General features: G+C 29.7%; 23 protein-coding genes. 2 read left to right on the forward strand and 21 right to left on the reverse strand.

The window, feature by feature from the left end:
* Positions 1-127 precede the first annotated feature (127 nt).
* The 6 genes from GFV01_RS08535 to GFV01_RS08560 form a co-directional block, all read right to left on the reverse strand.
* On the reverse strand, positions 128-1,378 hold the full coding sequence (locus GFV01_RS08535) for a pyridoxal phosphate-dependent aminotransferase family protein (RefSeq protein ID WP_105297230.1): 1,251 nt from the start codon (positions 1,376-1,378) through the stop codon (positions 128-130).
* Between the two features lie 23 nt (positions 1,379-1,401).
* Positions 1,402-2,430, reverse strand: coding sequence for a PLP-dependent cysteine synthase family protein (locus GFV01_RS08540; RefSeq protein WP_160566502.1), 1,029 nt, complete (start codon positions 2,428-2,430; stop codon positions 1,402-1,404).
* Positions 2,431-2,574: 144 nt separating this feature from the next.
* Positions 2,575-3,738, reverse strand: coding sequence for a GlmU family protein (locus GFV01_RS08545; RefSeq protein ID WP_160566505.1), 1,164 nt, complete (start codon positions 3,736-3,738; stop codon positions 2,575-2,577).
* A gap of 144 nt (positions 3,739-3,882) precedes the next feature.
* On the reverse strand, positions 3,883-4,572 hold the full coding sequence (locus GFV01_RS08550) for a Sir2 family NAD-dependent protein deacetylase (protein ID WP_160566507.1): 690 nt from the start codon (positions 4,570-4,572) through the stop codon (positions 3,883-3,885).
* Positions 4,573-4,635: 63 nt separating this feature from the next.
* On the reverse strand, positions 4,636-6,699 hold the full coding sequence (locus tag GFV01_RS08555; protein WP_160566510.1) for a cytochrome c biogenesis protein CcdA: 2,064 nt from the start codon (positions 6,697-6,699) through the stop codon (positions 4,636-4,638).
* A 273-nt stretch (positions 6,700-6,972) separates the two neighbouring features.
* Positions 6,973-10,335, reverse strand: coding sequence for a hypothetical protein (locus tag GFV01_RS08560; protein WP_160566513.1), 3,363 nt, complete (start codon positions 10,333-10,335; stop codon positions 6,973-6,975).
* 290 nt (positions 10,336-10,625) lie between these two features.
* Here GFV01_RS08560 and trxA point away from each other — a divergent pair, with 290 nt between their 5' ends.
* Entirely contained in the window at positions 10,626-10,922 is a 297-nt protein-coding gene (gene trxA, locus GFV01_RS08565) for a thioredoxin (protein WP_160566516.1), read from the forward strand.
* On the opposite strand, the gene GFV01_RS08570 is transcribed toward trxA, so the two are convergent.
* Positions 10,919-11,374 (reverse strand): regulatory protein RecX, encoded by a 456-nt coding sequence (locus GFV01_RS08570; RefSeq protein WP_370513740.1) that lies wholly within the window; start codon positions 11,372-11,374, stop codon positions 10,919-10,921. The genes trxA and GFV01_RS08570 overlap by 4 nt on opposite strands.
* Positions 11,375-11,478: 104 nt before the next feature.
* Here GFV01_RS08570 and GFV01_RS08575 point away from each other — a divergent pair, with 104 nt between their 5' ends.
* Positions 11,479-11,868: a hypothetical protein gene (locus tag GFV01_RS08575; protein WP_160566519.1), complete on the forward strand. Its 390-nt coding sequence runs from the start codon at positions 11,479-11,481 to the stop codon at positions 11,866-11,868.
* Positions 11,869-12,034: 166 nt separating this feature from the next.
* Here GFV01_RS08575 and tssD (GFV01_RS08580) read toward each other — a convergent pair whose 3' ends face one another.
* From tssD (GFV01_RS08580) to GFV01_RS08645, 14 genes are all read right to left on the reverse strand, one after another.
* Positions 12,035-12,430 (reverse strand): type VI secretion system tube protein TssD, encoded by a 396-nt coding sequence (gene tssD, locus GFV01_RS08580; RefSeq protein WP_160566522.1) that lies wholly within the window; start codon positions 12,428-12,430, stop codon positions 12,035-12,037.
* A 105-nt stretch (positions 12,431-12,535) separates the two neighbouring features.
* Positions 12,536-12,922 carry a type VI secretion system tube protein TssD gene (tssD, locus tag GFV01_RS08585; protein WP_160557349.1) on the reverse strand — a complete coding sequence of 129 codons (387 nt, stop codon included), beginning with the start codon at positions 12,920-12,922 and terminating at the stop codon, positions 12,536-12,538.
* A gap of 109 nt (positions 12,923-13,031) precedes the next feature.
* Entirely contained in the window at positions 13,032-13,547 is a 516-nt protein-coding gene (tssO, locus tag GFV01_RS08590) for a type VI secretion system TssO (RefSeq protein WP_160557350.1), read from the reverse strand.
* Positions 13,548-13,558: 11 nt separating this feature from the next.
* Positions 13,559-14,719, reverse strand: coding sequence for a hypothetical protein (locus GFV01_RS08595; RefSeq protein WP_160566525.1), 1,161 nt, complete (start codon positions 14,717-14,719; stop codon positions 13,559-13,561).
* Positions 14,720-14,734: 15 nt separating this feature from the next.
* Complete coding sequence (locus GFV01_RS08600) at positions 14,735-15,709, reverse strand: TssN family type VI secretion system protein (protein ID WP_160557352.1); 975 nt, start codon at positions 15,707-15,709, stop codon at positions 14,735-14,737.
* Positions 15,706-16,653, reverse strand: a complete 948-nt coding sequence (locus GFV01_RS08605) for a type VI secretion system baseplate subunit TssG (protein ID WP_160566527.1) — start codon at positions 16,651-16,653, stop codon at positions 15,706-15,708. The genes GFV01_RS08600 and GFV01_RS08605 overlap by 4 nt, the downstream gene beginning before the upstream one ends.
* A gap of 2 nt (positions 16,654-16,655) precedes the next feature.
* Positions 16,656-17,306, reverse strand: coding sequence for a C40 family peptidase (locus tag GFV01_RS08610; RefSeq protein WP_160557354.1), 651 nt, complete (start codon positions 17,304-17,306; stop codon positions 16,656-16,658).
* Positions 17,303-19,153, reverse strand: coding sequence for a type VI secretion system baseplate subunit TssF (locus tag GFV01_RS08615; RefSeq protein WP_160566530.1), 1,851 nt, complete (start codon positions 19,151-19,153; stop codon positions 17,303-17,305). The genes GFV01_RS08610 and GFV01_RS08615 overlap by 4 nt, the downstream gene beginning before the upstream one ends.
* A gap of 3 nt (positions 19,154-19,156) precedes the next feature.
* Complete coding sequence (locus tag GFV01_RS08620) at positions 19,157-19,591, reverse strand: GPW/gp25 family protein (RefSeq protein ID WP_160557356.1); 435 nt, start codon at positions 19,589-19,591, stop codon at positions 19,157-19,159.
* A 13-nt stretch (positions 19,592-19,604) separates the two neighbouring features.
* The gene (locus GFV01_RS08625) at positions 19,605-20,318 is read right to left on the reverse strand and encodes a hypothetical protein (protein WP_160557357.1); all 714 of its coding nucleotides are present in this window, start codon (positions 20,316-20,318) and stop codon (positions 19,605-19,607) included.
* The gene (locus tag GFV01_RS08630) at positions 20,319-20,813 is read right to left on the reverse strand and encodes a hypothetical protein (RefSeq protein ID WP_160566533.1); all 495 of its coding nucleotides are present in this window, start codon (positions 20,811-20,813) and stop codon (positions 20,319-20,321) included.
* A 146-nt stretch (positions 20,814-20,959) separates the two neighbouring features.
* The gene (locus GFV01_RS08635) at positions 20,960-22,333 is read right to left on the reverse strand and encodes a DUF5458 family protein (RefSeq protein WP_160557359.1); all 1,374 of its coding nucleotides are present in this window, start codon (positions 22,331-22,333) and stop codon (positions 20,960-20,962) included.
* Between the two features lie 2 nt (positions 22,334-22,335).
* On the reverse strand, positions 22,336-22,782 hold the full coding sequence (locus GFV01_RS08640; RefSeq protein ID WP_160566536.1) for a hypothetical protein: 447 nt from the start codon (positions 22,780-22,782) through the stop codon (positions 22,336-22,338).
* A gap of 29 nt (positions 22,783-22,811) precedes the next feature.
* On the reverse strand, positions 22,812-25,250 hold the full coding sequence (locus GFV01_RS08645; RefSeq protein ID WP_160566539.1) for an ATP-dependent Clp protease ATP-binding subunit: 2,439 nt from the start codon (positions 25,248-25,250) through the stop codon (positions 22,812-22,814).
* Positions 25,251-25,304: the final 54 nt, after the last annotated feature.

Consider the following 25,304-nt stretch of genomic DNA (forward strand, 5'->3'; position numbering starts at 1 on the left):
TTTTTTTTAAACTTTCACCTTTTGATTAATAATTTGAATACTTAAAAATAAATTGAAAACTTATCGCATAAAAAAACCTGATTATTTTAAATAATCAGGTTTTTATTTTTTTATTTAGACAAAAAGATTAAATATTTAAATTTAAATCTGTCATTTGTTGTTTATAAACACCTCCAACCAGCTTGTCTCTAACAGCTTCGAAAGCATCCAAGGTTTTATCAATTTCTTCATCTGTATGTGAAGCCGTTGGTATTAAACGTAAAAGTATCATTCCTTTAGGAATAACCGGATATACTACAACACTGGTAAAAATTTTATAATTTTCACGAATATCTTTAATTAATAAAGTAGCCTCAATAGGATCTCCCTGCATATATACAGGAGTTACACAAGTATTGGTTTTACCGATATCAAATCCTCTGGCTTTTAATCCTTCTTGAAGTTTCTTTACATTATGCCATAGTTTATCTTTAAGTTCGGGTTTGCTTCGTAACAATTCCAATCTTTTTAACGCACCAATCACCATAGGCATCGGCAAAGATTTAGCGAAAATTTGAGATCTTAAATTGTATTTTAAATATCTGATTATTTCTTTATTAGAAGCTACAAATGCACCAATTCCGGCCATAGATTTTGCAAATGTTGAAAAATAAACATCTATACCGTCCTGGCAGCCCTGCTCTTCTCCTGCTCCTGCTCCTGTTTTACCAAGTGTACCGAATCCGTGAGCGTCATCAACTAATAATCTAAAATTGTATTTCTTTTTCAGTTCTACAATTTCTTTTAATTTACCTTGCTCTCCTCTCATTCCGAAAACTCCCTCGGTGATAACTAAAACACCACCTCCTGATTCTGCTGCATTTTTTTCCGCTCTTTTCAGATTTTTTTCCAAGCTTTCTATATCGTTGTGCTGATAGGTAAATCTTTTTCCAAAATGAAGTCTTACTCCATCAACTATACAAGCATGGCTATCTACATCGTAAACGATTACATCATTTTTGGAAACCAATGTATCTATAATCGATAACATTCCCTGGTATCCAAAATTTAATAAATAAGCTGATTCTTTATTTGCAAAATTAGCCAATTGTTTTTCCAATTCTTCGTGGTAATGAGTCTGACCCGACATGGCTCTCGCTCCCATTGGATAAGCCATACCATATTGAGCTGCTGCATCTGCATCTGCTTTTCGTACTTCAGGATGATTAGCCAATCCTAAATAATCATTAATGCTCCAGATGATCATGTCATTACCCTTAAATTTCATTCTTGGGCTGATTTCTCCTTCTAGAACAGGAAATATATATTCTCCTTCCCCATAGTCCGCATATTTAGCAAGTGGACCGGGATTATTTTTTATTCTTTCAAAAATATCCATTGTTACAATTTAACCAAAGTTAGTTATATTTTTTCTACAGTAGCGTGAGATTCTAACCCATTCAATTTGCTGTTAACAAAACCTTGAGATGACATCCATTCATCACTGAAAACTTTAGTCATATATCTGGAACCGTGATCCGGAAAAATTAAAACAGCCAATGAGTTATCACTAAAAGTATCTGCTATTGTACGTGCTGCTGTTAAGCTTGCTCCACTGGTATATCCTACCATCATTCCTTCTTTTAGAGCTAATTCTCTGGTAGCATAGGCACTGGGCTCATCTGATACTTTAACGTATTGATCGATAACAGAAAAATCTAAAGCACCCGGGATTAAATTTTTACCTAAACCTTCAATTTGATAAGGTTTGATCTCGTTACGGTCTAATTCTCCTGTTTCAAAATATTTTTTTAATACCGAACCTACTGCATCCACTCCTATTACTTTAATATCAGGATTTTTTTCTTTGAGAAACTGTGCAGCTCCCGTAAGTGTTCCTCCGGTTCCTGTACATCCAATAAGATGGGTAATTTTCCCTTGCGTTTGCTCCCAAATTTCAGGTCCTGTACTTAAATAATGAGATTTTGTGTTTTCTTTATTAAAATATTGATTAATATATAAGGAATTAGGGGTATTTGCTGCTATTCTTTTGGCAACTTCATAATAGGATCTGGGATCATCTGCCGGAACATTAGCCGGACATAAATAAACTTTAGCTCCCATTGCTCTAAGAAAAGAGATTTTTTCAGGTTTTGTTTTATCGCTAACTGCTACTATACATTTATAGCCTTTTACGATACTTACCATAGCTATGGAAAAACCTGTATTTCCTGAAGTTGTTTCAACTATAGTTGCTCCTGGCTTTAATAAACCTTGTTTTTCAGCATTTTCAATAATATGAAGCGCAATTCTGTCTTTAGTTGAGTGTCCGGGATTATAGCATTCTAATTTTGCAAAAAAAGAACCTTTCATTCCTTCTGTTACTCTGTTTAAGCGAACTAACGGCGTATTGTTAATTAACTCAAGAACATTATTATAAGTTCCAGCCATCCTATCTTATTATTAATTTATATAATTAATTCAAGGGGCAAATTTATAATTTTTTTTTCTTACAAAAAATTTAACTGAATGAAATTTAACATATACAAATTGATTAAAAATTTATACCATACTTTATTAGAAAATCCGTATAAATTATTTGTAATTGTTATAGATATATTCTATAATTTTCTTATCCTGTTCAGATAATTCAATTCCTCTTCTTTTCATAGTCTTTTCTGCAACTTCAAATGCTTGTTCCAATTTAAAATTAGGACTTTCTGACTTACCGCCCCATGAAAAAGATTTTATAATATTAGGTGGAAAACCGGAAGTAAATATATTGGCCGAAACCCCTACTACCGTGCCGGTATTAAATTGTGTATTAATAGCTGATTTAGAATGATCCCCCATGATCATCCCTGCAAATTGTAATCCTGACTTAATAAACTTTTGTTTTGTATAATTCCAAAGCTTAACTTCTGCATAATTATTTTTTAAGTTTGAGGAGTTGGTATCAGCTCCCAAATTACACCATTCACCTATTACCGAATTTCCTACAAATCCGTCATGTCCTTTATTTGAATATCCTAAGATTATAATATTATTTACTTCTCCTCCTACTTTGGAATACGGTCCGACTGTTGTTCCGCCATAAACTTTGGCTCCCATATTTATTTTAGAACCCGTACCTAAGGCAAAGGAACCTCGAATCATTGCTCCTTCCATAATTTCAGAATTTTTACCTAAATAAATAGGTCCTTCTTTAGTATTGAGTATTGCATATTCGGCTACAGCACCTTCTTCAACAAACAGTTGTGAAGGATCTCCTATGATTCTAACGGTATTTGATAAGGTACATGATTTTCTGCCTTGTGTAATTAATTGGAAATCATAAGTAATGGCATCTGAATTATAAGTAAACAAATCCCAAGGATATTGTATATGAAAGCTTTCAAATGTTATATCCAATTTTTTGACAAATTTATTTAATTGAAAATTTTCAAGAGTAGTTTTTGCTGCTACCAGCTCTTCCTGATAATAAAAAGCTTCTCCGAATTTTAAATTTTTTAATTGGAAAATAAAATCTTGATTTGGAAAATAGGCGGGATTTATAAATACATTTTCTTCTTCATTTTGAAGAGTATATTTTTCTGAAAGATATCCTTGAGTTAGATAAGAGATTTTTTCCGTTTGGAAAATAAGTTTCCATCTTTCCGCAAATGTTAATATTCCCATCCTTAATTCTGCTACCGGTCGCGTAAACGTTAAGGGTAAAAGATCGGAATACTCTTTCCCATCAAAAAGAATAATATTCATAGTATATACTTTATTATTTTTTCAAATATAAAAAATTATATCATAGTTTTTATTCTTTTATTTCCGTTAAAAGTTTTAATTAGTTTTGTATAATATAGTTAAAATACTGATTCTCTATTTTTTTATAATGCCTTATTATTTATTTTATAAAGCGTTCGCATAATGCTCTTTAAAATATTCCAATCCTTCGGATGCTCCTTTTTGTATGAATATGATATCCTTGCGTAATGAGGTTCGGAACGGTTTAGGATCTATGACAAATATTTTTGAGGTAACCGGAACAAAATCAAGTAAAGATGCAGCCGGATATACTTGAAGAGAACTTCCAATGACTAAAAAAATATCGGCATTTTGAGTTATTTCAATGGCATTTTCCATTTCAGGAACCATTTCTCCAAACCATACTATATGAGGACGTAATTGCCCACCATCTTCTGCTAAGTCCCCCATATGAACATCTTGTAACGTATCATAAATAAGTGATTCATTAGTTTCGCTTCTTACTTTTGTCAGTTCACCGTGTAAATGAAGTATATGTGTTGATTGAGCTCTTTCGTGAAAGTTGTCAACATTTTGAGTTATAATTGAAATATCAAAAATGGATTCCAATTCTTTCAGCAAATGATGCCCCCGATTCGGGTCATGTTTTTGCAACTCGGCTCTGCGCATATTATAAAAATTCTGCACTAATTCCGGGTTTTTATACCATCCCTCAATAGAAGCAACTTCTTGCACATTATAATTTTCCCATAATCCTCCAGAATCTCTGAATGTGCTTAATCCACTTTCTACGCTCATCCCAGCTCCTGTTAAAACAACTAATTTTTTTTTCATAATTTATGCATTCAATTAGTTAACTAATTATATTTTAAATAAAAATTTTTCCTTTTTGAATTCTTAATTTAGCTCATAATAAGTAGTATATCCACATAGTAGAAAATTTTTGAATTCTTCTTTATCCATATAACCTGCAACCGGAAAATTCAAAATTCTATTATCCGGCGTCACTAATACATAGAATGGTTGAGAATTGGAATTAAAGTTCTCTCTTTGAAAAGTAGACCATTTATTTCCTATTGTTTTAATTTTTCTTTTTCTTCCATCTTTTAAATGAAGGGTTTGTTGCTCATTATTAGGCAATTCTTCAGAATCATCAACGTATAAAGATGAAATTATGAATTTATCGTGTAAGATGTTCCAAATATCCGGTTCACTCCACACATATTCTTCCATTTTTCGGCAATTTTCACATCCATAACCAGTAAAATCAATGAGTATGGGTTTATTTTCCTTTTTTGCTATTTCCCTTGCTTTCTCATAGTCATGAAAGATGTTCAATCCTAAAACACCATTTTTTTGGTTGTTTGGATATATGCTAATTTGCATAGGTGGAGTAAGTCCACTAAGCAATTTTAGATTAGGCTTTTCTGAAGGAAACAATCCGGGGATCATATAACCCCCAATCAAGCCAAAGAGACAAGCCCAGATTATTCTTCCTACATTGAATTTTACTTTTTTATTATCGTGAGGAAATTTAATTACACCTAATAAGTATAATACAATTGAAATACAAATAAGGATCCAGATCGCGATAAAAATTTCTCTTTTTAACAAGAAAGTTTTAGCTACTAAATCTGCTTTTGATAAAAACTTGAACGCTAATGCCAATTCTAAAAAACCTAAAACAACTTTAACGGTATTCATCCATCCTCCTGATTTAGGTATCGTATGTAAAAATTGAGGAAACAATGCAAATATTCCAAACACTAGTGCCCAAGCTAATCCACATCCTCCAAATGCTACGGTCAACTGATTCGGGTTTTGAATTGCATTCGCCAGTATGCTTCCTAAAACAGGACCGGTGCATGAGAATGAAACGATTACCAGGGTTAAAGCCATGAAAAAAAGACCTATTATACCTCCCGATTCGGAAGCTTTATCAGATTTATTAGCCATCCATCCGGGTAACGTTATATCGTAATATCCAAAAAAACTAAAAGCAAACAGTATAAAAATCACAAAAAAGATTAAATTCAACCAAACATTGGTGGCAATCTGATTAAAAATATCCGGATTTATGCCACTTATAAGATGAAAGGGCAGTGTGAATAATACGAAAATTAACACTATGAAAAAAGCGTAAATCAAGGCATCTTTCTTGCCTTCTTTTTTACTTTTAGCATGTTTGGTAAAATAGGATATGGTTAATGGAATCATAGGATATACACATGGGGTTAGCAAAGCTACCAATCCTCCTAAAAAACCAAATGTAAAAATCCATATATAACCTTCTTTTTTAATTATCCTATCTCCGCAATCTTTATTTATGGGTTCAGCTATATTAAAGCCGGGTATAATGATCTGATTTTTATTGCTTTCTGTAATTGTTTTTATGGGTTGAACGGAATCTTTTATTGGAGTTGAAGGAACAGAATCTATTTTTGGATTCGGTTGAGTCAATTGCTTAATCGTGTCTTTAAGTAAGACCGTTGACTTATCTTGATTTATTGACTTAGGAATCAATTTGAAAGAAAAGGTTTCTTCATCAGGTGCTAAACATACTTTATCATTGCATATCTGATATTCAACATCTGCTTCAAATACAACCGGTTTAGAACCTAAAACCTCAACTCGTTGCCTATATTCAACTTTATTGGAATAATAAATCAAAGTTCCTTCAAATACATCGGAATATTCTTCAATTTTTTTACCAATTTCTTTAGTTGGACCAATTAGTTTTATAGAAGAATTTTCGGGGTATGAAAATGAAGTTGGAATTGCATTTTCAACCTTTATATCTTTGGAATATACATGCCACCCCGATTCTAAAATTGCAGTGAATACGGCTTCATAGATATTATCTTTTTCATGTTTTATTTCCGATTTCCACTGGATAGGATTCTTAACTTGAGCATTGGCTACTAGGGCAAGAACAAAAAAAATCCAAATCAGTTTTTTCATGATAAGCTTTATGTTAGAATTATTTAGTTTATGAACCAAATGTAATAAATTTCACAGATATAATTGATTGATTTTATCTTAATTTTAGTTTTTTATAAAATTCATTTTTTTTAAAAATGTTTGATCTATTTAATCGTTTTGATATAGTGATAATTAAATTTATAAGTAATTAATATTTTTTATAAGAAACATCATTAATTATAAATCATAACCATTTTTTAAATTATTTGGTAACTGTTAATATTTTTTACTCCTCAAATTAAGATTTAATTATTAAAATGAAGCTTTTATCTGAACACTTCCCGTATGTATGGTTTTTGAATCTTCACTTTTGCGACCATCATATATAATATTCAATGTAAAAACAGAGCTAAGCTCCCGTTGAAGATATGCTTTCCATATCATATTTTTTCCACTTAGTAGTCCTTCCATCATCTGACTGGATACCAAGGAAAAATTATTTCCTTTTAATTCATTTTTTATATATGAAAAAGTGCCGGTAAGAGAGGTTCTTTTCTCATCATTCCAATGGCATTCAAATCCGGCTTGTTTCCATTCTAACCTTTCATTTCCTAATTTGTTTTTTTTATGTTGATACTTTAGTAGGGCTTTAAGGCTGATATTTTTTTGAATTTCATAGGTTAATGAAGGATGAAAAGCTGTTGTTTCAATGGTAAATCGTTTGGTAACAAAAAGTTGAGATCTACTTTTATCTGTGATAAAATTATTTTGAAGAGAAAAAACCCATAAATCCCATGGTTTATAATTTACTAAAGCTTGAAAATTGACACTATTTCTTTTGTCTTTTCCGGTAAATATAAATTGTGTAGAGTTATTTTCCATGAATTGAAAAGCTCCCGTCCATTTGTGTACACTGATTCGATTAAATGATAAATTTGTAGTCATATTCTGTGTCTGAGTCAAGAGATTTTTATTGGAAAACGGATCAAGTTCAACGGTTTTATTATTTTTCTTGTAAGATGAAATCGATTGAAAAGCAGATTGTAAGGTTATTCTTTTCCACCAGTCGGAATTAAGAAACCGAGAGGGATGTACATGTATGGTAAACAGTAATTTATTATTATTTGATTTTAAATAGTTTACATTGTCTGTATAAACTCGTATATATTGTGCTTGATCACTGAATTCTGCCACTTCAAACTCATCAATTTCCTCTATTCCGTTCCCATTATAATCCGTCCATTTATAAATGCCTTTTCCATCCGTCACTTTTACATATTTAAATTCTCTTTGAGCTTCCTGACCACTCGACAACTCATATTCAGAATTTAAGACTAATCCGCTTTTAAGTAAAATTTTATTCCAATGAATAGATCCTAATAAGTAATTTTCATCTTTTTGATTTGTATATATAGCTTTACTGTAATGCACTTTACGATAATGCAAATCAATTTTTAAATTATGATTTTGAGTTTGTATCAATTGATTGTTTATGATCGTTCCATAGGAAGTGGTAAAATTTTTCAGTATACCAATACGTACGGAATCATCTGTTCTGGCATAAATTTTTAATTGAGTAAAAATTTTTGCGCTATCTGTGAGTAAGGTTGCATATATTTCATTCCAGTTAAAACTGGATGAGGTATATTTTGACAGTAAATTGTTTTTAACTTTATTGGTTTCTCCTTTTAAACCGATTCCTACTTTCACCTTTCCTATTTGTTGATTAACTTCCGAAATATGCTTTATAAAATTAGAATGAATACTATCTTGTTGTTTGGAATATAAATAACTAACCTTTGTAGATATGGCTGTATTATTAGTAGCATATCCCAGGTGTATATCATTTTTGTATCCTTTATAAAAATTTTCTTCGTCTAAATAATTCAAGGTGTAATTTAACTTCCATTTTTCATATAGTCTGTTTTGCCAACCCAGACTTAATTGATTCTGATTTATGCCATTGAATTCTTGTGAAATATTAAAATCCCTATCGAATTCAACTTGATTAATTCTTTCTAAGATGTGAAAGTTTTTATGAATAAAAGTATGGGATAAATTAAAATTACTTTTCCAATATTTTTTATCCATATTTTTATATAAGTATATTTTACTTGCAAAACCTTTATTTTTGCCATTTCCAATACACGAAAACGTATTTTCATCATGATCGCTTAGTGCCAAATTAACACCCAAATTACCTTTATTAAACCTATATTCTGCATGAGTTGAAACTATTTGTGTTTTTTGAGGTGGAATCAATTGGGTTACGGGTTCATATTCCCCTTGTAATATGCCGTCAATTGGAGGAATATACTCATATACACGACCATTTACAGGAAGTGATACAATTTTATAATTTCCTTTATTAGCCCCCATATAGGTAAATGAAAGTGTATATAATTCTTCTGAGCTATCGGTTGAATATTGATAAATTGATTCTTGTCCTGTATTTATTTTTTTATATAAGATTTTGTTTGGATCATATTCGGTTAATACTGCATTCGGCGCATACATTCGGTCTATATCGTTTCCTGCTTCACGTAAAACTTCTTTTTGTCTATCTGTCAATTCTTGATTACTAGCTTTGGTATCATTTTCAGAAAATATATTGGCACTAAAAGTAAATTTTTCAGATTGATATTTTCCACCCGTATATAATAAAAAGCGTGTATAAGTTGTTGTATTATAAATATATTCTACTACTATACGACTATTGGAAGAAATATAGGTTTTAGAGGTAAAAGTAAGTTCTCCCGTATTATAATTGATCGTATAATCTTGATCTTCGCCCCTTTTTAGTAACGCACCGTTCATATAAACTTTTTCTGACCCTGATAATACAATTATAAAAAGTTCTCCATGTTTTCCTTTTAATTTATAAGGCCCTTGATTTCCTTCTATTCCGGTAAATTTCATTCGATTAAATTCTCCTCTGGAAAGTGAACCTAAAGCATATAAATCGGTAAATGAATTTGTACGTTTTATTCGTGTTCCAATTTGCATACCTGTAATCTTTCTCGTAAAATTGGCAAAATAATCTTGGTCTTGAATCAAATCTAAATGTCCCGCTCTTAAGTAAGAATTTTTATTAGACAGCTCAATATAGATTTTATCAAATTCATCCAATCGTTGGGTATATCCGTCGGCTTGTATAGGTATATTATGATCTGATATAGCTGCTTTTATCATAACATCTTTACTTAAATGACCGGAGAGCTCTAAATCCAATGAAGACTGAACGGAAGCACTTTGATTGGTTCCAAAAGTGATTCCTCTAATTAAGGTCCCTGAACTTTTCAAATTTTGAAAAAATTCATTATTTTTCTTTACTTTTTCAGTTATTTCATAAAGTTTTACAGGCTTATTAATTCTCACTATAAGTGACGTATCTTTAGAATAAATTAATTTTTCTTTTTTTTCAGGAAATAGATAATAGCAAATTTTTAATTCCTGACCTATCAATAAAGGATCAATTTTTATCGCATTTAGTAGCGAATGGTATAAGTATAATTTGGAGTTTATTTCTTCATTATTTTTATTCTTTATGGAAATCGGCTCAGGTATAATCTTTAGAGAATCAAGTACTACTAAGGTGTCCTTTATTACAATTTTTTTACACTTGAAATTTGGATTTTTCCAATCAATATCCTGAGCCTGGATAAATAATCCCAAGCATATAGTAATTAGTATGAATATTGATCTACTTAGCAATTTTATAAATTAACGAATTTATACTTTTTTTTGATATACCCATTAATTGATAAAACTTTATTTTATTCAATAAATTTTACTCACTACAATTTAGTTTACTACTTTTAATAACATTATCTTAATCTTCAACTAAAAAAATCAAAATGACTTTTCAATAATTAAATTGTATTAAATAAATAACGATAAAAAATCGTAATAATCTACCCAACGGTTTAATTTTTGTAATACTATAAGTAATAAATGGAATATTTATGTCAAATTTTACCGAAATAATTCAAGGAGATAAAACTGTATTAATTGATTTTTCCGCGGAGTGGTGTCAACCCTGTAAAATGTTAGCACCAATATTGAAAGAGGTTAAAGAAAAAATTGGTGATAAAGCAACAATTATTAAAATTGATATAGATAAAAATCAAAAATTGGCAAGTGCATATCATATTCAGTCAGTACCCACCCTAATAATTATAAGAAGAGGTGAAATAAAATGGAGAGAAAGCGGGGTAAGAACTGCTCAAGAGATTATAGATTTAATAAATCAATACTACTAATAATTCTTAAGTATTTCGTTGATTAAATTGTATTCATACCCTTTTTGTAATAGATAATTATATATTTTTTTCTTTTTTAAATATACTTCAGATTCCCTAAGAATATTCCATTTTTTTTCAGTCAACTCCATGAGAGTTGATTTATAATCTTCCTCGTTAATTTCTTCAATCCCTTTATCTATTAAATTAGTTGGAATTCTCTTTTGCTTTAATCCTTGCATAATTTTAATCTTACCCCATTTTTTTTGATAAAATTTTCCTCTTGCATACGATTTGGAAAATCTTTCCTCATTCAAAAAATTATTTTGTATCAACCATATGAGTATTTCCCCCCTCTCATCCTCATTCAAAGTTCTTAATTCTTTCAATTTTTGTTCAACCTCATAATGACTGCGATCCTGATAGACGCAATAATCTGCTAATCTTTTTTTTATTTGGAACAAATCAAGCACAATATCTTATTTAAGTACTAAAATATAAAAAAGTTTCAAAATTTTTTGTATTAAGTTAATTAACCTGATTTTTTAAGTATTTTTATAACAATAATTTTTAAAACATGAAATCATTTAAGAGCTATTTACATATATTTTTAGCTGTAGCTACTTTTTCAATTTCCTATGCGCAAAATAATAATTCTTTTAAGCCAGAAGAAATTACTGAAAAGCAAATCACAACGTTAGATAAAGACCTTATTCTTGACGATTTTCAAAAATTAGAGCTTAAAGAATTCATATTAGAAAAAACCACATATCTAAAAAATGTAATGGATACCGGTATTGACAATCAAGAGATACGTTTTTTGATTGAAAACAACAACAGGGAAATAGATTTTAAATTAAAAGAAGTATTATCAACTGAGCAGTTTGATAAATATTTAAAATTAAAACGGGAAAGAGCGATTAATCCGGATCAGAAAAAAAAGAAAAAAAGAAAAACATTTAATTAAATTTTTGAAATTTATCACATTTTTAAGTAAAGTTAAGCAATGATCTCTATACGATATTATTTTATGTTTTAAACAAGAAAGGCGATAAAATCGCCTTATTTGTAACCTTAATTCAGTTACATAAAATTTAAAATTTTTAATTATGATTTTATATAGATATACTTAATTATCCAATTTTCCAAACATTTTCATAAGCCACATTGCTTATAGAAAGTGATTTTGCTACTATTATAAGGTTAATTTTCATTGGTTCATTATTTACAGAATCAAACTCCTCTGAAAATTCAATGCAATATCCTTTTTCAAATTTTACCTCTTGTAGTTTACTCATGGCATCCCTACGATAAAATATAATTTTTGCATCTTTTGTTTTTTCTGTGGATAACATCCAATCAACAAAATAGGGTGCTCCTGTACTTTCTATCGTTAAATAGATTTGTCCCCCACGGATAGTTGCCTGTGGTTTACCTGTACTATCTACCCCTTGATTAAAACTATATTTACATTTAAGAACATTATGAGTATTACCATCCATTTCCAATTTAGCTAAGAATGATGACATAATATTATATTTTTAATAATGAATTAAATTTATCATAAATTAGACAGAAATAAAAGGGAATTTAAAATTCCCTTTTTTTGTAAGAAAGTTATTAATGTATGGATTTTAAACCCATTCATTAATATGTTCTCCTGTTCCCATTTTAATAGCTTTCGCTGAAATAGTAAACGTTTCGGTTAATGGATTAGTACCAGATGCATCAAAGTTTTCTCTATACTTAACCACATAACCATCAGTAAATGTCAACTCTTTCAAAGTGGCATCAGAATCTCTTTTTACAAAGATTACCTTACCATCTTTTCTTTCAAAACTATTGGTCATCCATTCAAAGATATCAGATTCACCTGTTGATTCAACAGTTACTTCAATTCTTCCTCCTCTTGTTTGAGATGAAGGGCGACCAGTTGGGTCTGTTTCTTGTGCTAAAGAATAATTAACATTTAAAATGTTATATTTCTTTCCAGCAACTTCTAATTTTGCTTTAAAAGACATAATAAAAAAATTTAATGATTAATATTTAATAAAATATATTTATACCACAAAGATAATTATATAAGGTAATCTTATCCTGATACAATATGTTAAATTATTGTTAAAATATCTATTTGTTATTGTATAATTGCCTACATACTTCTAAATCTCTAGTAATAATTTGTATCTGTCTTCTATAAGTTTCCACCTTAGCAAGTAAGGTATCAATTTCTGCTTTACTTTTTCCATACGTTTTTATAGTCTTTTTAGATTCGATAAGGGCTCGACTTGTCAACAAAAAATTCTTATATAACAAACCTCTTCGTACGCTATCTTTACCCGGGATATTTTGTTCCATTTTTATAACCATATCAATGGCTTTTTGTTGATAATAATACATATCATGGTTGGGCATGTCAATGGAATCTATATATTTTTTCAAAATTTCCATTTGATTTTCAAACTTTTCCTGATATCTAAATTCATTAATAATTGCAGTATTTTCTTTCCTGAGTTCATAATTTTCTCTCCAAGGTAACTGATAATTAAAGAATATTGATGTAACAATAATTATTATTGTTAAAGTAAATAAAGATATAAAAAGTAGAAAAGCTATCCATCTATCTTTTTTATTTAATACTTCCATATTATAAATTTTTAATCGTCAAAAAATCTGCTTTTTTTTGTTTTTTCAATTGGATTATTTTCCAATCTTTCTTTAATGAATATTCCGGTATCATTTCTTTTTCCGATGTAATCTAATCTATTTAATGCGGCAAACAATTGATCTAGCGTTCGCATAAAAACATTTACCTTTTTAATAGTTTTATCAACTTGTGAATGATTGTAGCCGGCATTAACCAGATCCGTAAACAAAACTTCAAAATCACCTTGTGATAATCCACACCATTCTGCCAAATAATTCAATAGTTCTTCTTTACCTGCTCCAGATCTGGCATCAACAAAGTTTTTCATGATTCTGGCTAATCGAACTACTTTATCCAACATGTAAGCCGGTGTAGTATACAACCCAAGCCATCTTAAAGAATTGATTTCATTACCCAAATAGGTAATCACCAACTCCGAAAGCTTTAATACCATAATAGCTAATTCATTTGTTTGATTTTTCCTGTTAATTTTTTGAGCTATTTGAACTGCATATAATTCCAATTGCCCCATAAATTTATCAATTTGAGTATGTACATCAATCAATTCTTTATGACTATTCGTTGAGGTACACGGAGGTATATAACCCGGTTGTAAATACGTTTCCTCCTTAGTTACAACAATTTTTCCAACTGTTAGCTGATAACCAATGTTAGAAGTTTGTTCTGATATTTGTCCCTCTTGAACTAAATGCAATTTATAAGTAGGAGTTAGATATGGATACCTTGGTGGGTTTTCATCAGAATTTAAAACTCCAAAAGGTATTTGTTCAAACGGATTAACCACTATATTGGCTAATAAAATGATTTCTTGTTCCTCATCTAAATTGTATACGGCTTCCGGATAAGGCATCTGTATATCAATCGAATTATTTAAAGGGGTAATTTCTATTCTTGCTCCGTTAGGAGTAACTGCATGACATTCTTCAATTTTTACTCGCAATAATTTATGATTATCTATAATTAAAGAAATTTTTATTGATTCCATCGTGTTATGCACCGGTAGAAGACCATAGCTTATGGGGGTTACATGACTACCAATGGCATCACGCATCATATCAACAAAATTATCTTGCATGGCTATGAAGTGGGATTTGTTTATCTTCATCCCATCAATCCAATTAACTGGAAAATAATTTAACTTTTCTAACATAGCGAAAGATTTATTTTAAAAATTATCATTATTTTTTTCATTTATATTTTCATATTCATCATTTTGATCATTATCAAAATTATATTTCAACTCTTCTTCAGAATTGATTAATGGCGGAGTACGTTGACATATGATGACACTATTCTCTTCAATTGAATTTACATACAATGGATAATCAGGCTTAATAAATTTTGGTAAGCCTAAATATTTAGATTTTAAATAAAATACCCAATGTTGTTTTTCACCGTTTATATCCATCAAATTAATAGTTGAATCAGGATTTCTTAAGTTATAATCATTTACAAAATGATAAAATAACCTTCCAAAATCCATACGTATTGGAGCTTTTGCTCTAAATTCCGTTCGTATATCTGAATTAGGATCTCTATGGAAAATAAAAGTAATGACTACCATGTCTCTATATTCGCTGTCCGGTGGATCAGGATAGGCATGTTCTTCCGGAAATTGCCAAGTTTTATAAATTTTCGGAGGAATTGAAATAGATGCTTGAAAAGTTAAAAATATAGATGTCGGAATGATAAAAACTAATGATGAAAACATCATGTTATATACAAACGTATTACCTTTTACCAGTGTATACACGAATAGAAATGGTATAAGAATGTATATCACCATTGTTATACTAAAAAGTAATTCAATCCAGGGAGATTTAGAATCAAACTTATCAAAGTAATTTCTGTATACGAAACAATGGATAATTCCTAGTACAAAAAAAACTACTTGATAAAAAATAAAAATACTAAATATCTGATTGTTAAAAACTTCCGAAGAACCTATAAAAACCACTAATGCAGTTACTAAAACTAATATAATGGTGTATGCTATAAATTTGTTTTTATATTTTTGTTTGAACCCTTCTACTTTTGAGCTAAAAAAAATATAGACAATTATAGATACAGCCAATATTATCAATACTCCTGTTATAATTGAAGGATCTATTAAATCCTTAAGATATGTTTTAAATTTCATATTCTCGATGTTATTCCTAAAATTGTATTTTCAGTTAAATTAAAAACTTCTGTTTCTTTTTCTAATAATATGGTTGTTTTTACATCTACTTCCATAGGTAGAAAATATTCATAAAATAATTCTATAAATTTCTTTAGCTTACCTTGATGTATATAATCTAAAAATGAAGTCTTTTGTAACGGTCCGATTTTAAATTCTAAGTATAATGAGTAATCCATATAGGCACTTCCTGAAATCATATCTAATCCAAGTCTGCAATTTCCCAGATTTATTTCTTCCTCAGAACTGGATTGTTCTTTATATCCTTGCTCTGCTATTTCCACTTCTTCTTCCAACAAATAGCTTAAGCAATGCACGGTCATATCAAGATTTCCAACAATTTTATGGAGATAAGGCAAGATTCTAATTAATTTAGAAACTAATACGGGGGGCAATTTTCGATCAATATGCCAAAAATCGTAAAAGAAATCCAGTGGTTTAGATCCATTAAGTTCCAGTAAAATTTCTTTCTCAATATTTTCTCTTTCTATAGCTTTAAGAAAAAATTCATTTTCAAAAGGAAAGAAAAATTTCCTTGCATATTCTTCTTCCTTTTTATGGATTTTATATTCTTTGGTCATATCAGAGACCATTTTTTGGGGTTTATCGGCACCCAGTTGGTGAGTTATTCCTTCGGGAAGAGTATCATAAATACCATCTCTAGATAAATTAACTTTTACATACTCTGTTACGTCATAATTATAATTAACAATTTCCGCCCCTAAAACATCCTTCCTAAAGGGTCTTTTAAATTGTCCTTTGTGATCTACTAAAATGTTTTGTTCTTTACTATCTACTTGCTCGAGTATTTCTGAAATAATTACTTCGGCTTTTAGATCAAATTTAAAATTGTTTATCCTATTTTTTATTTCATCCGATAGGATATTTGTTTCTATAGCTTCCATATTTATTCAGTCTCTTTATCAATAATTAGTCTTCCGGCACTGACATATCTAAGTTGAAAGTAATCTAAATTAAAATCACTTATTATTAAACCTTTACTCCTGGTACTCACCAATATTCTATTATTTCTTAAATATATTCCTATATCGCCAACCGGTATATCTTTTTGATATCTAAAAAAGAGAATATCACCTTCTTTAAGGAAATTTCGTCCCGTAAAGAGATTAATTTCCGGAGAATTAAAAATTCCCAGAGGGGTGGAAGGTATTTTTCTCTTATAAGTTAATTGAAACAAAGCACTTGTAAACGCTGCAATATTCAAACTATCAATGGTAAAACCTTTAGTTGCATAAGGTGTTCCGATCCATTTATCTATAAAATCATAAAACTTATAATTGGTTAATTCCTCAGGCTTAATACCTAAGGTTATTGAATATTTTTCTTTAAGATAAATTTGTCTATCTGTTAAATTTTTTTCATATTGTTGATCTAAAGTATCTAAGATAGGCAGGTAATTAGTTGTGATTCCTAATTTTAATTTTATATCATCTTCATTGTATTTGAACTTATAAGGTATTTCATTATAATACTTATTTTGACATGCATAGAACAAAAAAAACGTCAATACAGATAGTGCAAGTATATTCTTTTTCATTTTATTAATAATCTATAAGGATAAATATTAGAGGAAACTTTATCTAATTTATAAAGCATGTTATCACATAAATATTGCCATTCAAAATCAGTGATTGTAGAGTCCGGTGTTAAATTTCTTTCTAAAATTATATCAATGGTTCGGACAAATCCTTTATTTGTGGAAGTATCGATTTTGGTACCTTTTCTTATTTCCACCCCGGTAATAGTAAACTTAAAATGGTTTTGACAAAAAGTTTTTATATCAGCAAAAGTTACTATTCTTCCTCGAGTTAAAAGGGCTTCTCTATAAGAATCAATCTTACCTTTAGTATCCATCCTGGACTTGCCTCCTACTGATGTATTAATCAGCATGATAGAATCTTGCTTGAAATCACTAGTACCTATCCCGTCCAAATGAGTTCCTACTTTCATATCGTTGGCTTCCTCCCCATTTGTAACCCAATAACTTATAGTAAAGAAATCATTATCATTTTTTATAGCTGCAGATTTTGGACGAATAATGGCATAAGGAAAATTAGATTTTGTGAATTTCTTTTCTTTTATGTGCTGCTCCAATGTTGCAATCGATTTGTTGATCTCTTTAATCGTCCCGTCAATAAAATCGCCACCAATAACGGTAAAGGAAGCACTTTCATCTTTTAATAATTCAATCAGATATTGTATCAATTCGGAAGCATTCCGTTCATCAAATCGAGTAACACCAGTATGTCTCAACGTGGCATCTCCTATATCTAAATTTCCTTCCGAAAATTCCTTAATATGATATTGGTAACCTCTCGAATCATTTATGCTGTCTAAATCTAAAAATATATCTTCAGAAGCTAAAGGAATATAATTAATAAAAGAACCAATGGTTTGATTTTGAGTAAGTAATCTTTTATTAATAACAGGAATCGCATTAATGTAAAACATTACATTCTCAAAAGCATCATTGATAACAACCTCCGGAAATTGAATCTGAATCCAAATTACATTTTCAGCATCATTAATTTTTGTGACATTGCTACCAAATAAATCCATTAATTCATCCGGGACTTTAAATACTTCATCTTTGATGATAATATCTTGAGTAAAATGGAAAAATTTATCTGAATAAAAATTATTTACATCTGTATACAATTGATTGATTTTATTATAGTTCTTATTTACAACTGCATCAATATCAATTGTATAATTTTCGACATTAAATCCTTCTTTGTAAGGTATTTCTTGATTGTTAATATAAAATTTTGCTTGTTTTAAATAATTATAAAAAATTTCCCTTTGAGATATATTCCTTACATCCGTAAAAAACATAAGCTTTTCCAGTTTATCAATCCCATCCGGACAAGTTAATCCTAACCATAAGTATCCCGGTTTCATAAATCTAGTTTCTTTTGCAATAGGATCTTTGTGAATAGTTCTTTTTAAAGAATATAATGAATTGCCAAAAGCGATATAGTCTAATTTAGCTTTTGTTAAAATAAAGGGTAAAGTTGTTCCAAAATAAATATCTTTAACAATAGGTTGTAACGGGTCATAAATATTTTGTATTGTCTTTTTACATCTAAATTGATGTTCCAAGGATATGGTAAAATTATTTTCAATAGGCTCTAAATGAAGAATTGATCTGGCAGGTATAATTCCAGTATTAATCTCAGGAGACATTATTTCCAATAATCTTTCAATAATACGTGATCTGGAATTATTTAATTCAGCAGATATTTTTTCTAATTCTGATGCGCAAGCTTCTAATAGCAGAGCAACTATAGGATCAAAGGATGTTTCTAGTTCACTATCCGTATAACCCCACGTTTGGGCAGCCCTTCTAAGTATTCTGTCTTTTATTTTTTCTTGAGTATCCATTTTCTAAATTTGTGAAAGGGGTCCAATAAAAAAATATCCTTGAAAATTGAAGGGTCTATTTGTTTTCTTAATCAGTCCATCGATTTTCATCGTTACTTTTTTCTTTAATCGTATTGAATTATTATAAGAAGGATTCTGACCTACGCCAATCGCAACATCTACTTCTAATAAATTTAATCTACTCTCATTCATCATTATAGCATCTTTAATATCATTTTTGAATTTGTCTCTTAAACTATTGGTGTCTGATAATAAATCAAAATCCATCTCCCAAATTTTACATCCTAACATCTCATTGAATTTACATTCACCAAAGGAAGAGGTTACAATCAAATTAATATATTTAGCTATTGATTGATCTAAATTTGTTTTTTCAACATCTTTTTTTTCAATGAGATGTTGAAAATTTATGGGAATATTATAATAAATTCCATACATATCAATTTCTTATTTATAAATAAATGATTTTATTTATTTTACCTGATTTGTCTAATTCATACTCTTTAATATTATTTAGACGTTTAATAAGGTGTATTTCAACTTTAGGAATAGTTTTTATAAATTTTTCTCTATATGAAATATCTCCTATGAATTTTTGCCCTTGATGGTGATCCTCAATATAAAAAAAATGTTCACAGCTTGTAGAATTAATAAAGCTTTCCGGAGGTAAACCTGAAACTAATAGTGCTTTTTCATTATTTCTGTGTAGAGTATAATATAAATAATTATCTTTTTTTGTACGGTATTTGGAAACTTCAAATACTTCTTTAACGGATTTTAATGGCTCAAAAGCGACTACAGGTAACATATAAACTGTTTTTTTTAAAATATTTAATCCTAAAAATGAAAATCCACCTGTTTTATTAATTTTTAATTCATTGAGCAATAAAGAGTCACGAGTTACTTCATAATAAGTTTTTTCTTCTGTTTTGTCATCAGTTACCATCATTTTATAGGTAGGTAACATAATTTTATGTAAGTTTTTATCACTTACATTCAGTTCAATTTCATTGACTTTTTCATCAGTAATAACAATTGTAATAGTATGTTGTCGTATAGCCGAATCAAAATCAGACATCTTCTCCCTCTCACCTTTTCCAGAATACATAGGTGACCCGGGATTATCTGTTATAGATAACGATAAACCTAATTGAGGTAATGGCATTTATTTGAATTTAAAACGTTTACTTTTCAAGCATTGAAATTCATCTTTTATTTGATCGGCCTCGGCGGATTCGAGATGAAATTCATAATCTCTATCAAAAGTTATTATTTTAATACTGCTTATATCACTTCTGGTTAGATTTTTAATATCTTTTCTCCTTATTTTTCCTATTAAATATCCGTCGCAGTTTGGTTTATAACTATTTTTTATTCTATATCTATAACCGTTATTTGTAATAAATTCCATAATCTCATCTTTTTTAAGACAGGTATTAAATCTAAAAATTTTAACAAATAACAGAGGGCGCCTTCCTTTTCTTTTAATCGTTTGAAATACTGCAAAATCTTTTTTATTATTAAAAACTCTTTCATAATAAGGTTCGGTATAGATATAAGGTTTACCACCTATTAAGTCAACTTTTCTATTATTGAGTGTAAACAAGGCATTGCAATCAACTATTTTTGTTAGCAAAGTGTCTTCTGTTATTTTTTTCATTGGTAAACTTGACTGTCCATATGACATATTATATCCAAAGAGGATGCATCCGCTTATAAAAAATAATTTAAAGATTTTGCTTTTTATATTCATATTATAATTTTTAAAAAGAGAGGTAAAATATTTCCCTCTCTTGGTACTATCAATTATTTTTGTTCATATTCAGTATCCCAATCATTTCCTTCATCTCCTTTATGTCCATCCATTTTTATAAGAAAGTTCTTAGCCGGAAAATAAGGTTTTAAATGTATATCTAAATAAATTCGATCTTTCTGCACTGCATCTTGTTCGAATCTTCTTACTTCAAAATTTTCAATTAATTTATCCGGACCGGTAATACCATCTAAAAAGCGTACAATTTGATTCATAATTTCTTTTCGTGTTTTTGCTGTAAAATTTTCAAATGCTCTACGATTTAAAAAATCCATTAATACCTTAGTAACATAGTCAAATACTCTCACCACTGAATAGGTCTGAAGCCCTAAATTATCTCCATTGAATAAGGTTTTACCTGAGAAAGCCATTACTTTACCGTATTCATTAACCATTGGTATTAAACCCATATTCTCTAAATTAGCTATTTCGCTTTTTTTAAGATCGAATTTAACTCCTTCTATTTCATTAATTCCTCCAAATTTTTTACCTGCAGTAACTTGCGACATTAAAGTACCGTATATCTTACCGGCTAATGCAGCGGATGGAGGTATGTACAGATCGTTTTCTTCTTGAATTTCATCAAATTTTCCTCTACCTACTAACCAATTACATGTCATTAGTACATTGGAACGATAAATGTCTCCACCAGTAAGATATGCTTCATCAAACATCTCCATTACATCATCCGGTTCATCAAGGTGAGCAAAATCTGTTACCAACATTACTTTATTTTCATGAGCAATTTTTGCCCATTTTTCAACCACTCTATTACTACCTAAATAACCGGGTATAACTAATAACCCATAATTATTTTTTAAATCCAGTCGATCATAATTATCTACTAATTCTGTATGTATAGCATCTATAAATCGAGTGTTATCTAAATCAGTTAATTGGTCTAGTTCTGCATTAATTATTGAAACATTTTTTACCTTATCTTGATCTGTATTTTTATAAAATAAAGCTACGGTACGATAGGCCTTTTCTAGCTCTTCAGTCTCTCTTACCGCATTAGCTAAATTCTTTTTTAATGTTTTATCGGCAAGTTTACTCTTATCTTCACTAAGTGCCACCATATCTGTAAGACTGGTATTATTCTTCAATACATTAAGCCAAAGTTCTAACGTTTTCTTAAGTGCATTGCGTTCATTTTCTTTATTGGAATCTCCTAAAAATATTTGTCGTCTGGCCTTACGTTCCGGATTTAAATTTTGAACATTTTCTATAGAGGCTTCTAATAAATCAAATCCACCAAATTTGGCTAATTTATCTAAACCACTTTTAATATCATTTTTTTTATTAGCTTGTTCTGATACCGCAACATCTACCGGCTGGATTTGCGCTTTTACATTTTCTTTAGCCATAATTATTTTTGATTTAATTCGTTAATAAGCCCTTCTATACTATCCATTAAAGCTTCTCTGGCTTCCGGATCTTCAAGTGCTGCTTTTAAAATTTTATTGGTTTTAAGCTGTTTAATAATTTTTTGGTATTGGTCTTTTTCAACCCGTAAATCAGTTAAAAACTTACTTTGAGCTGTAATCCCTTTTATTCCAAAATCCCCAAGATTTTTAAATTTTAGCTCTTCAAATTGAGTTACTCCGTCTGCATCTTCAAAATTCACTTTTACTTCCGGTTTAAAGTGTTCGAAAACTTGTTCAACGGTTGTTAACCCTTCGATTATTTCAGGTCTGATTGGAGTTTGACCTGTTAATTTTTGAGCTATTAAAGTTCGGTTTTGTGCAATTTCCAGTATTGCTTCATTTGCATCTAAAGGAACTTCGTTTCCTCCAATGCCATAATTTGATAACATATTATTTAAATTTTAATTAATAATTTATTTTAATTGATTATCCATTGTAATTTATCATCCAGCATATCTACAGTAACCTTATTCCCTTCTTTAATTTCTCCGGAAATTATTTTTTTAGCCATAGGTCTTCGTAAAGCTGAACGAATTATTCCTTTTAAAGGTCTTGCTCCATACGTTGCATTAAATCCGTTATCAACTAAAAAGGACTTAGCATTTTGCGACAAGCTTAGATCGATATTTAAATCTTTAACTAGATCTATTAATTCTTTTTTCAAGTGAATTTCAAATATTCCCATCGCATTATCTTTAGTTATAGGACTAAAAGGAATTATTTCAGTAAGTCTACCTAAAAATTCCGGTCTAAAATTACCTGACATAATTTCCATTAATTGATTAGAAGAGGGCAGCCCTTTACCTGTATTAACAGAATCCACAATAAAATGTGCCCCGATGTTAGAGGTAAATAAGATTAAAGCATTGGAAAAATCTCCTTCTTTACCTAAGCGATCATGAAGTTTACCTTCATCCATAATTTGTAAAAAGACATCAAATACAGATGAATGTGCTTTTTCAATCTCATCAAATAATACTATAGAATAAGGTTTTTGTCTGATTTTATTGACCAATAATCCCCCTTCTTCATATCCTACATAACCCGGAGGAGCTCCATATAATAATGCAGCCGAATGTTCTTCTTTAAATTCCGACATATCAAAACGAATAATCGCCTGTTCATCCTGAAAAAGGAAATCTGCTAATGATTTTGCTAATTCTGTCTTTCCTGTTCCTGTGGGTCCTAGAAAAAAGAATGATCCTATGGGTTGACCTGCTTTGCTTAAACCTGAGCGAGATTCTAAAACTGCTTCTGTTATTACTTCAATGGCATAATTCTGTCCTACTACTCTTTTTTTTAGTATCTCATCCATATTTTGTAACCGATCTTTTTCTTCAGAATGAAGCTTACCTAATGGAATTCCTGTTTTTTGCGCCACTACTGCAGCTAGATCAATTGGATCTATATGTTCTTTTTTGGATTGTGCTACTTGAGATAATCTTTCTAATAAAGATTTTAAATATTCGTATAAAGAATCTTCAGATAATAATTCTATATCATCCCTAATTAAATTTTCTTGAACCAATAAATATTGAGCCTTCTTTTTTAAATCTTCATAAAACCATTTTAATTCAAGTTTTTTATTTCCTTCTCCCTCTTGTATTTTCATCAACTTATCTTGCAATGCATCTTTTTCTTTCAGAAAAGAAATACCTGCAGTTTTAATTACAGACATGGTTCGATCTAATAAATTTAACGCTGACTCGGGTAAGCTTTTTTCTTTTAAATATCTTTGAGATAGCCTTATGGATTCTGTAATCGATTCATCCGTAACCTTAATAGTATGATGAGTTAAATAAGAAGGCAAAGCTGATTTTAATATTCGAAATGCCTGTTCTTCATTAGGTTCTTCAACTTTTATCACTTCAAACATGCTGGAAAGTCCTTCATCTTTTTCAATTTTTTTAGTATATTCATCTACCGTTGTAGTCACGATAAGTGTTAGTCCACTATTTCCGGACAATTCACTTTTTAAAATGCTGGAAATTCCTGAATTATCACTGTTTTTATCCAAAAGAACATGTATTCCATCTATTACAAGTATTGATTGAGAAAAAGATTTTAATTCTTGTAATATCTTTTTTAAGCGATCTTCTATTTCTCCTTTATATGAGGCCCCTGCTATTAATGTCCCTAAATCTAATTCATATACTTTAGTTTTTAACAATTCATCAGGTGCTTGTTTATGAACAATTTGGTTTACAAATCCTTCGATTAATACCGTTTTACCTACACCCGGATAGCCTTGCAAAAGAACATTTGGTTTAGAAAAACGGCTTATAATTTCTACTATTTCCTTAATCTCTTTTTCTCTGGCCACAATTTGTTTAGGATTTTTTTTAGCTCTAGCTAATAGATCCTTGCAATATTTATATAAGTACTTTATCGAAGCATTTATGCTATTATTTTTTTCTGATATTTTTGAATTACTTTCATCACCAATATCGTTTAATAATTCTCCTCTAACAATAGGAAAACTCTTCATTTGATCAAAGCTGAAACCCACACCTGGAGTTGCCATTGCTACCATTATACAATACAAGTCTACCTCTTCTCTACCTAGTATATCTCTTATTTCATCTGCTTCTTTTATAATTTTATCAATACTATCATCAGCTTCCGGTTTTATATTTCTGCTTGCTCGTGGAAAATCATCTATCCTCACATCTGCCCATTCCTCTATAAAAAAAACATCTTTTTTCATAGCTTCTAATTCTTTTAAAAGAGATAAATCTCTATGAAGAATTGCTTTAAGAAAGTGTGGCGCACCAAAATGTGCATTTTTCTTTTCCATTGCATATTTTCTAGCTATATCTAAAGCCGAGTAAATTTCTTCTGTAAATGTCGCTTCCATTATAAGTATATAGTGAATATTTTATTTTATATTTAAAATCATTTATTTGAATAT

The sequence above is a fragment of the Apibacter sp. B2912 genome (assembly GCF_009827835.1).
Taxonomy (GTDB): domain Bacteria; phylum Bacteroidota; class Bacteroidia; order Flavobacteriales; family Weeksellaceae; genus Apibacter.

What these genes read in the sequence shown, in the direction of transcription:
- GFV01_RS08575 (WP_160566519.1), top strand. Translation starts at nt 11,479, where the DNA reads ATGAAATCATTTAAGAGCTATTTACATATATTTTTAGCTGTAGCTACT.
- GFV01_RS08610 (WP_160557354.1), bottom strand. Translation starts at nt 17,306, where the DNA reads ATGAAAAAGAATATACTTGCACTATCTGTATTGACGTTTTTTTTGTTC.
- GFV01_RS08595 (WP_160566525.1), bottom strand. Translation starts at nt 14,719, where the DNA reads ATGTTAGAAAAGTTAAATTATTTTCCAGTTAATTGGATTGATGGGATG.
- GFV01_RS08555 (WP_160566510.1), bottom strand. Translation starts at nt 6,699, where the DNA reads ATGAAAAAACTGATTTGGATTTTTTTTGTTCTTGCCCTAGTAGCCAAT.
- GFV01_RS08645 (WP_160566539.1), bottom strand. Translation starts at nt 25,250, where the DNA reads ATGGAAGCGACATTTACAGAAGAAATTTACTCGGCTTTAGATATAGCT.
- GFV01_RS08630 (WP_160566533.1), bottom strand. Translation starts at nt 20,813, where the DNA reads ATGAAAAAAATAACAGAAGACACTTTGCTAACAAAAATAGTTGATTGC.
- GFV01_RS08540 (WP_160566502.1), bottom strand. Translation starts at nt 2,430, where the DNA reads ATGGCTGGAACTTATAATAATGTTCTTGAGTTAATTAACAATACGCCG.
- tssD (WP_160557349.1), bottom strand. Translation starts at nt 12,922, where the DNA reads ATGTCTTTTAAAGCAAAATTAGAAGTTGCTGGAAAGAAATATAACATT.
- tssO (WP_160557350.1), bottom strand. Translation starts at nt 13,547, where the DNA reads ATGGAAGTATTAAATAAAAAAGATAGATGGATAGCTTTTCTACTTTTT.
- GFV01_RS08620 (WP_160557356.1), bottom strand. Translation starts at nt 19,591, where the DNA reads ATGTATGGAATTTATTATAATATTCCCATAAATTTTCAACATCTCATT.
- GFV01_RS08625 (WP_160557357.1), bottom strand. Translation starts at nt 20,318, where the DNA reads ATGCCATTACCTCAATTAGGTTTATCGTTATCTATAACAGATAATCCC.
- GFV01_RS08615 (WP_160566530.1), bottom strand. Translation starts at nt 19,153, where the DNA reads ATGGATACTCAAGAAAAAATAAAAGACAGAATACTTAGAAGGGCTGCC.
- trxA (WP_160566516.1), top strand. Translation starts at nt 10,626, where the DNA reads ATGTCAAATTTTACCGAAATAATTCAAGGAGATAAAACTGTATTAATT.
- tssD (WP_160566522.1), bottom strand. Translation starts at nt 12,430, where the DNA reads ATGTCATCATTCTTAGCTAAATTGGAAATGGATGGTAATACTCATAAT.
- GFV01_RS08640 (WP_160566536.1), bottom strand. Translation starts at nt 22,782, where the DNA reads ATGTTATCAAATTATGGCATTGGAGGAAACGAAGTTCCTTTAGATGCA.
- GFV01_RS08605 (WP_160566527.1), bottom strand. Translation starts at nt 16,653, where the DNA reads ATGGAAGCTATAGAAACAAATATCCTATCGGATGAAATAAAAAATAGG.
- GFV01_RS08600 (WP_160557352.1), bottom strand. Translation starts at nt 15,709, where the DNA reads ATGAAATTTAAAACATATCTTAAGGATTTAATAGATCCTTCAATTATA.
- GFV01_RS08550 (WP_160566507.1), bottom strand. Translation starts at nt 4,572, where the DNA reads ATGAAAAAAAAATTAGTTGTTTTAACAGGAGCTGGGATGAGCGTAGAA.
- GFV01_RS08535 (WP_105297230.1), bottom strand. Translation starts at nt 1,378, where the DNA reads ATGGATATTTTTGAAAGAATAAAAAATAATCCCGGTCCACTTGCTAAA.
- GFV01_RS08545 (WP_160566505.1), bottom strand. Translation starts at nt 3,738, where the DNA reads ATGAATATTATTCTTTTTGATGGGAAAGAGTATTCCGATCTTTTACCC.
- GFV01_RS08635 (WP_160557359.1), bottom strand. Translation starts at nt 22,333, where the DNA reads ATGGCTAAAGAAAATGTAAAAGCGCAAATCCAGCCGGTAGATGTTGCG.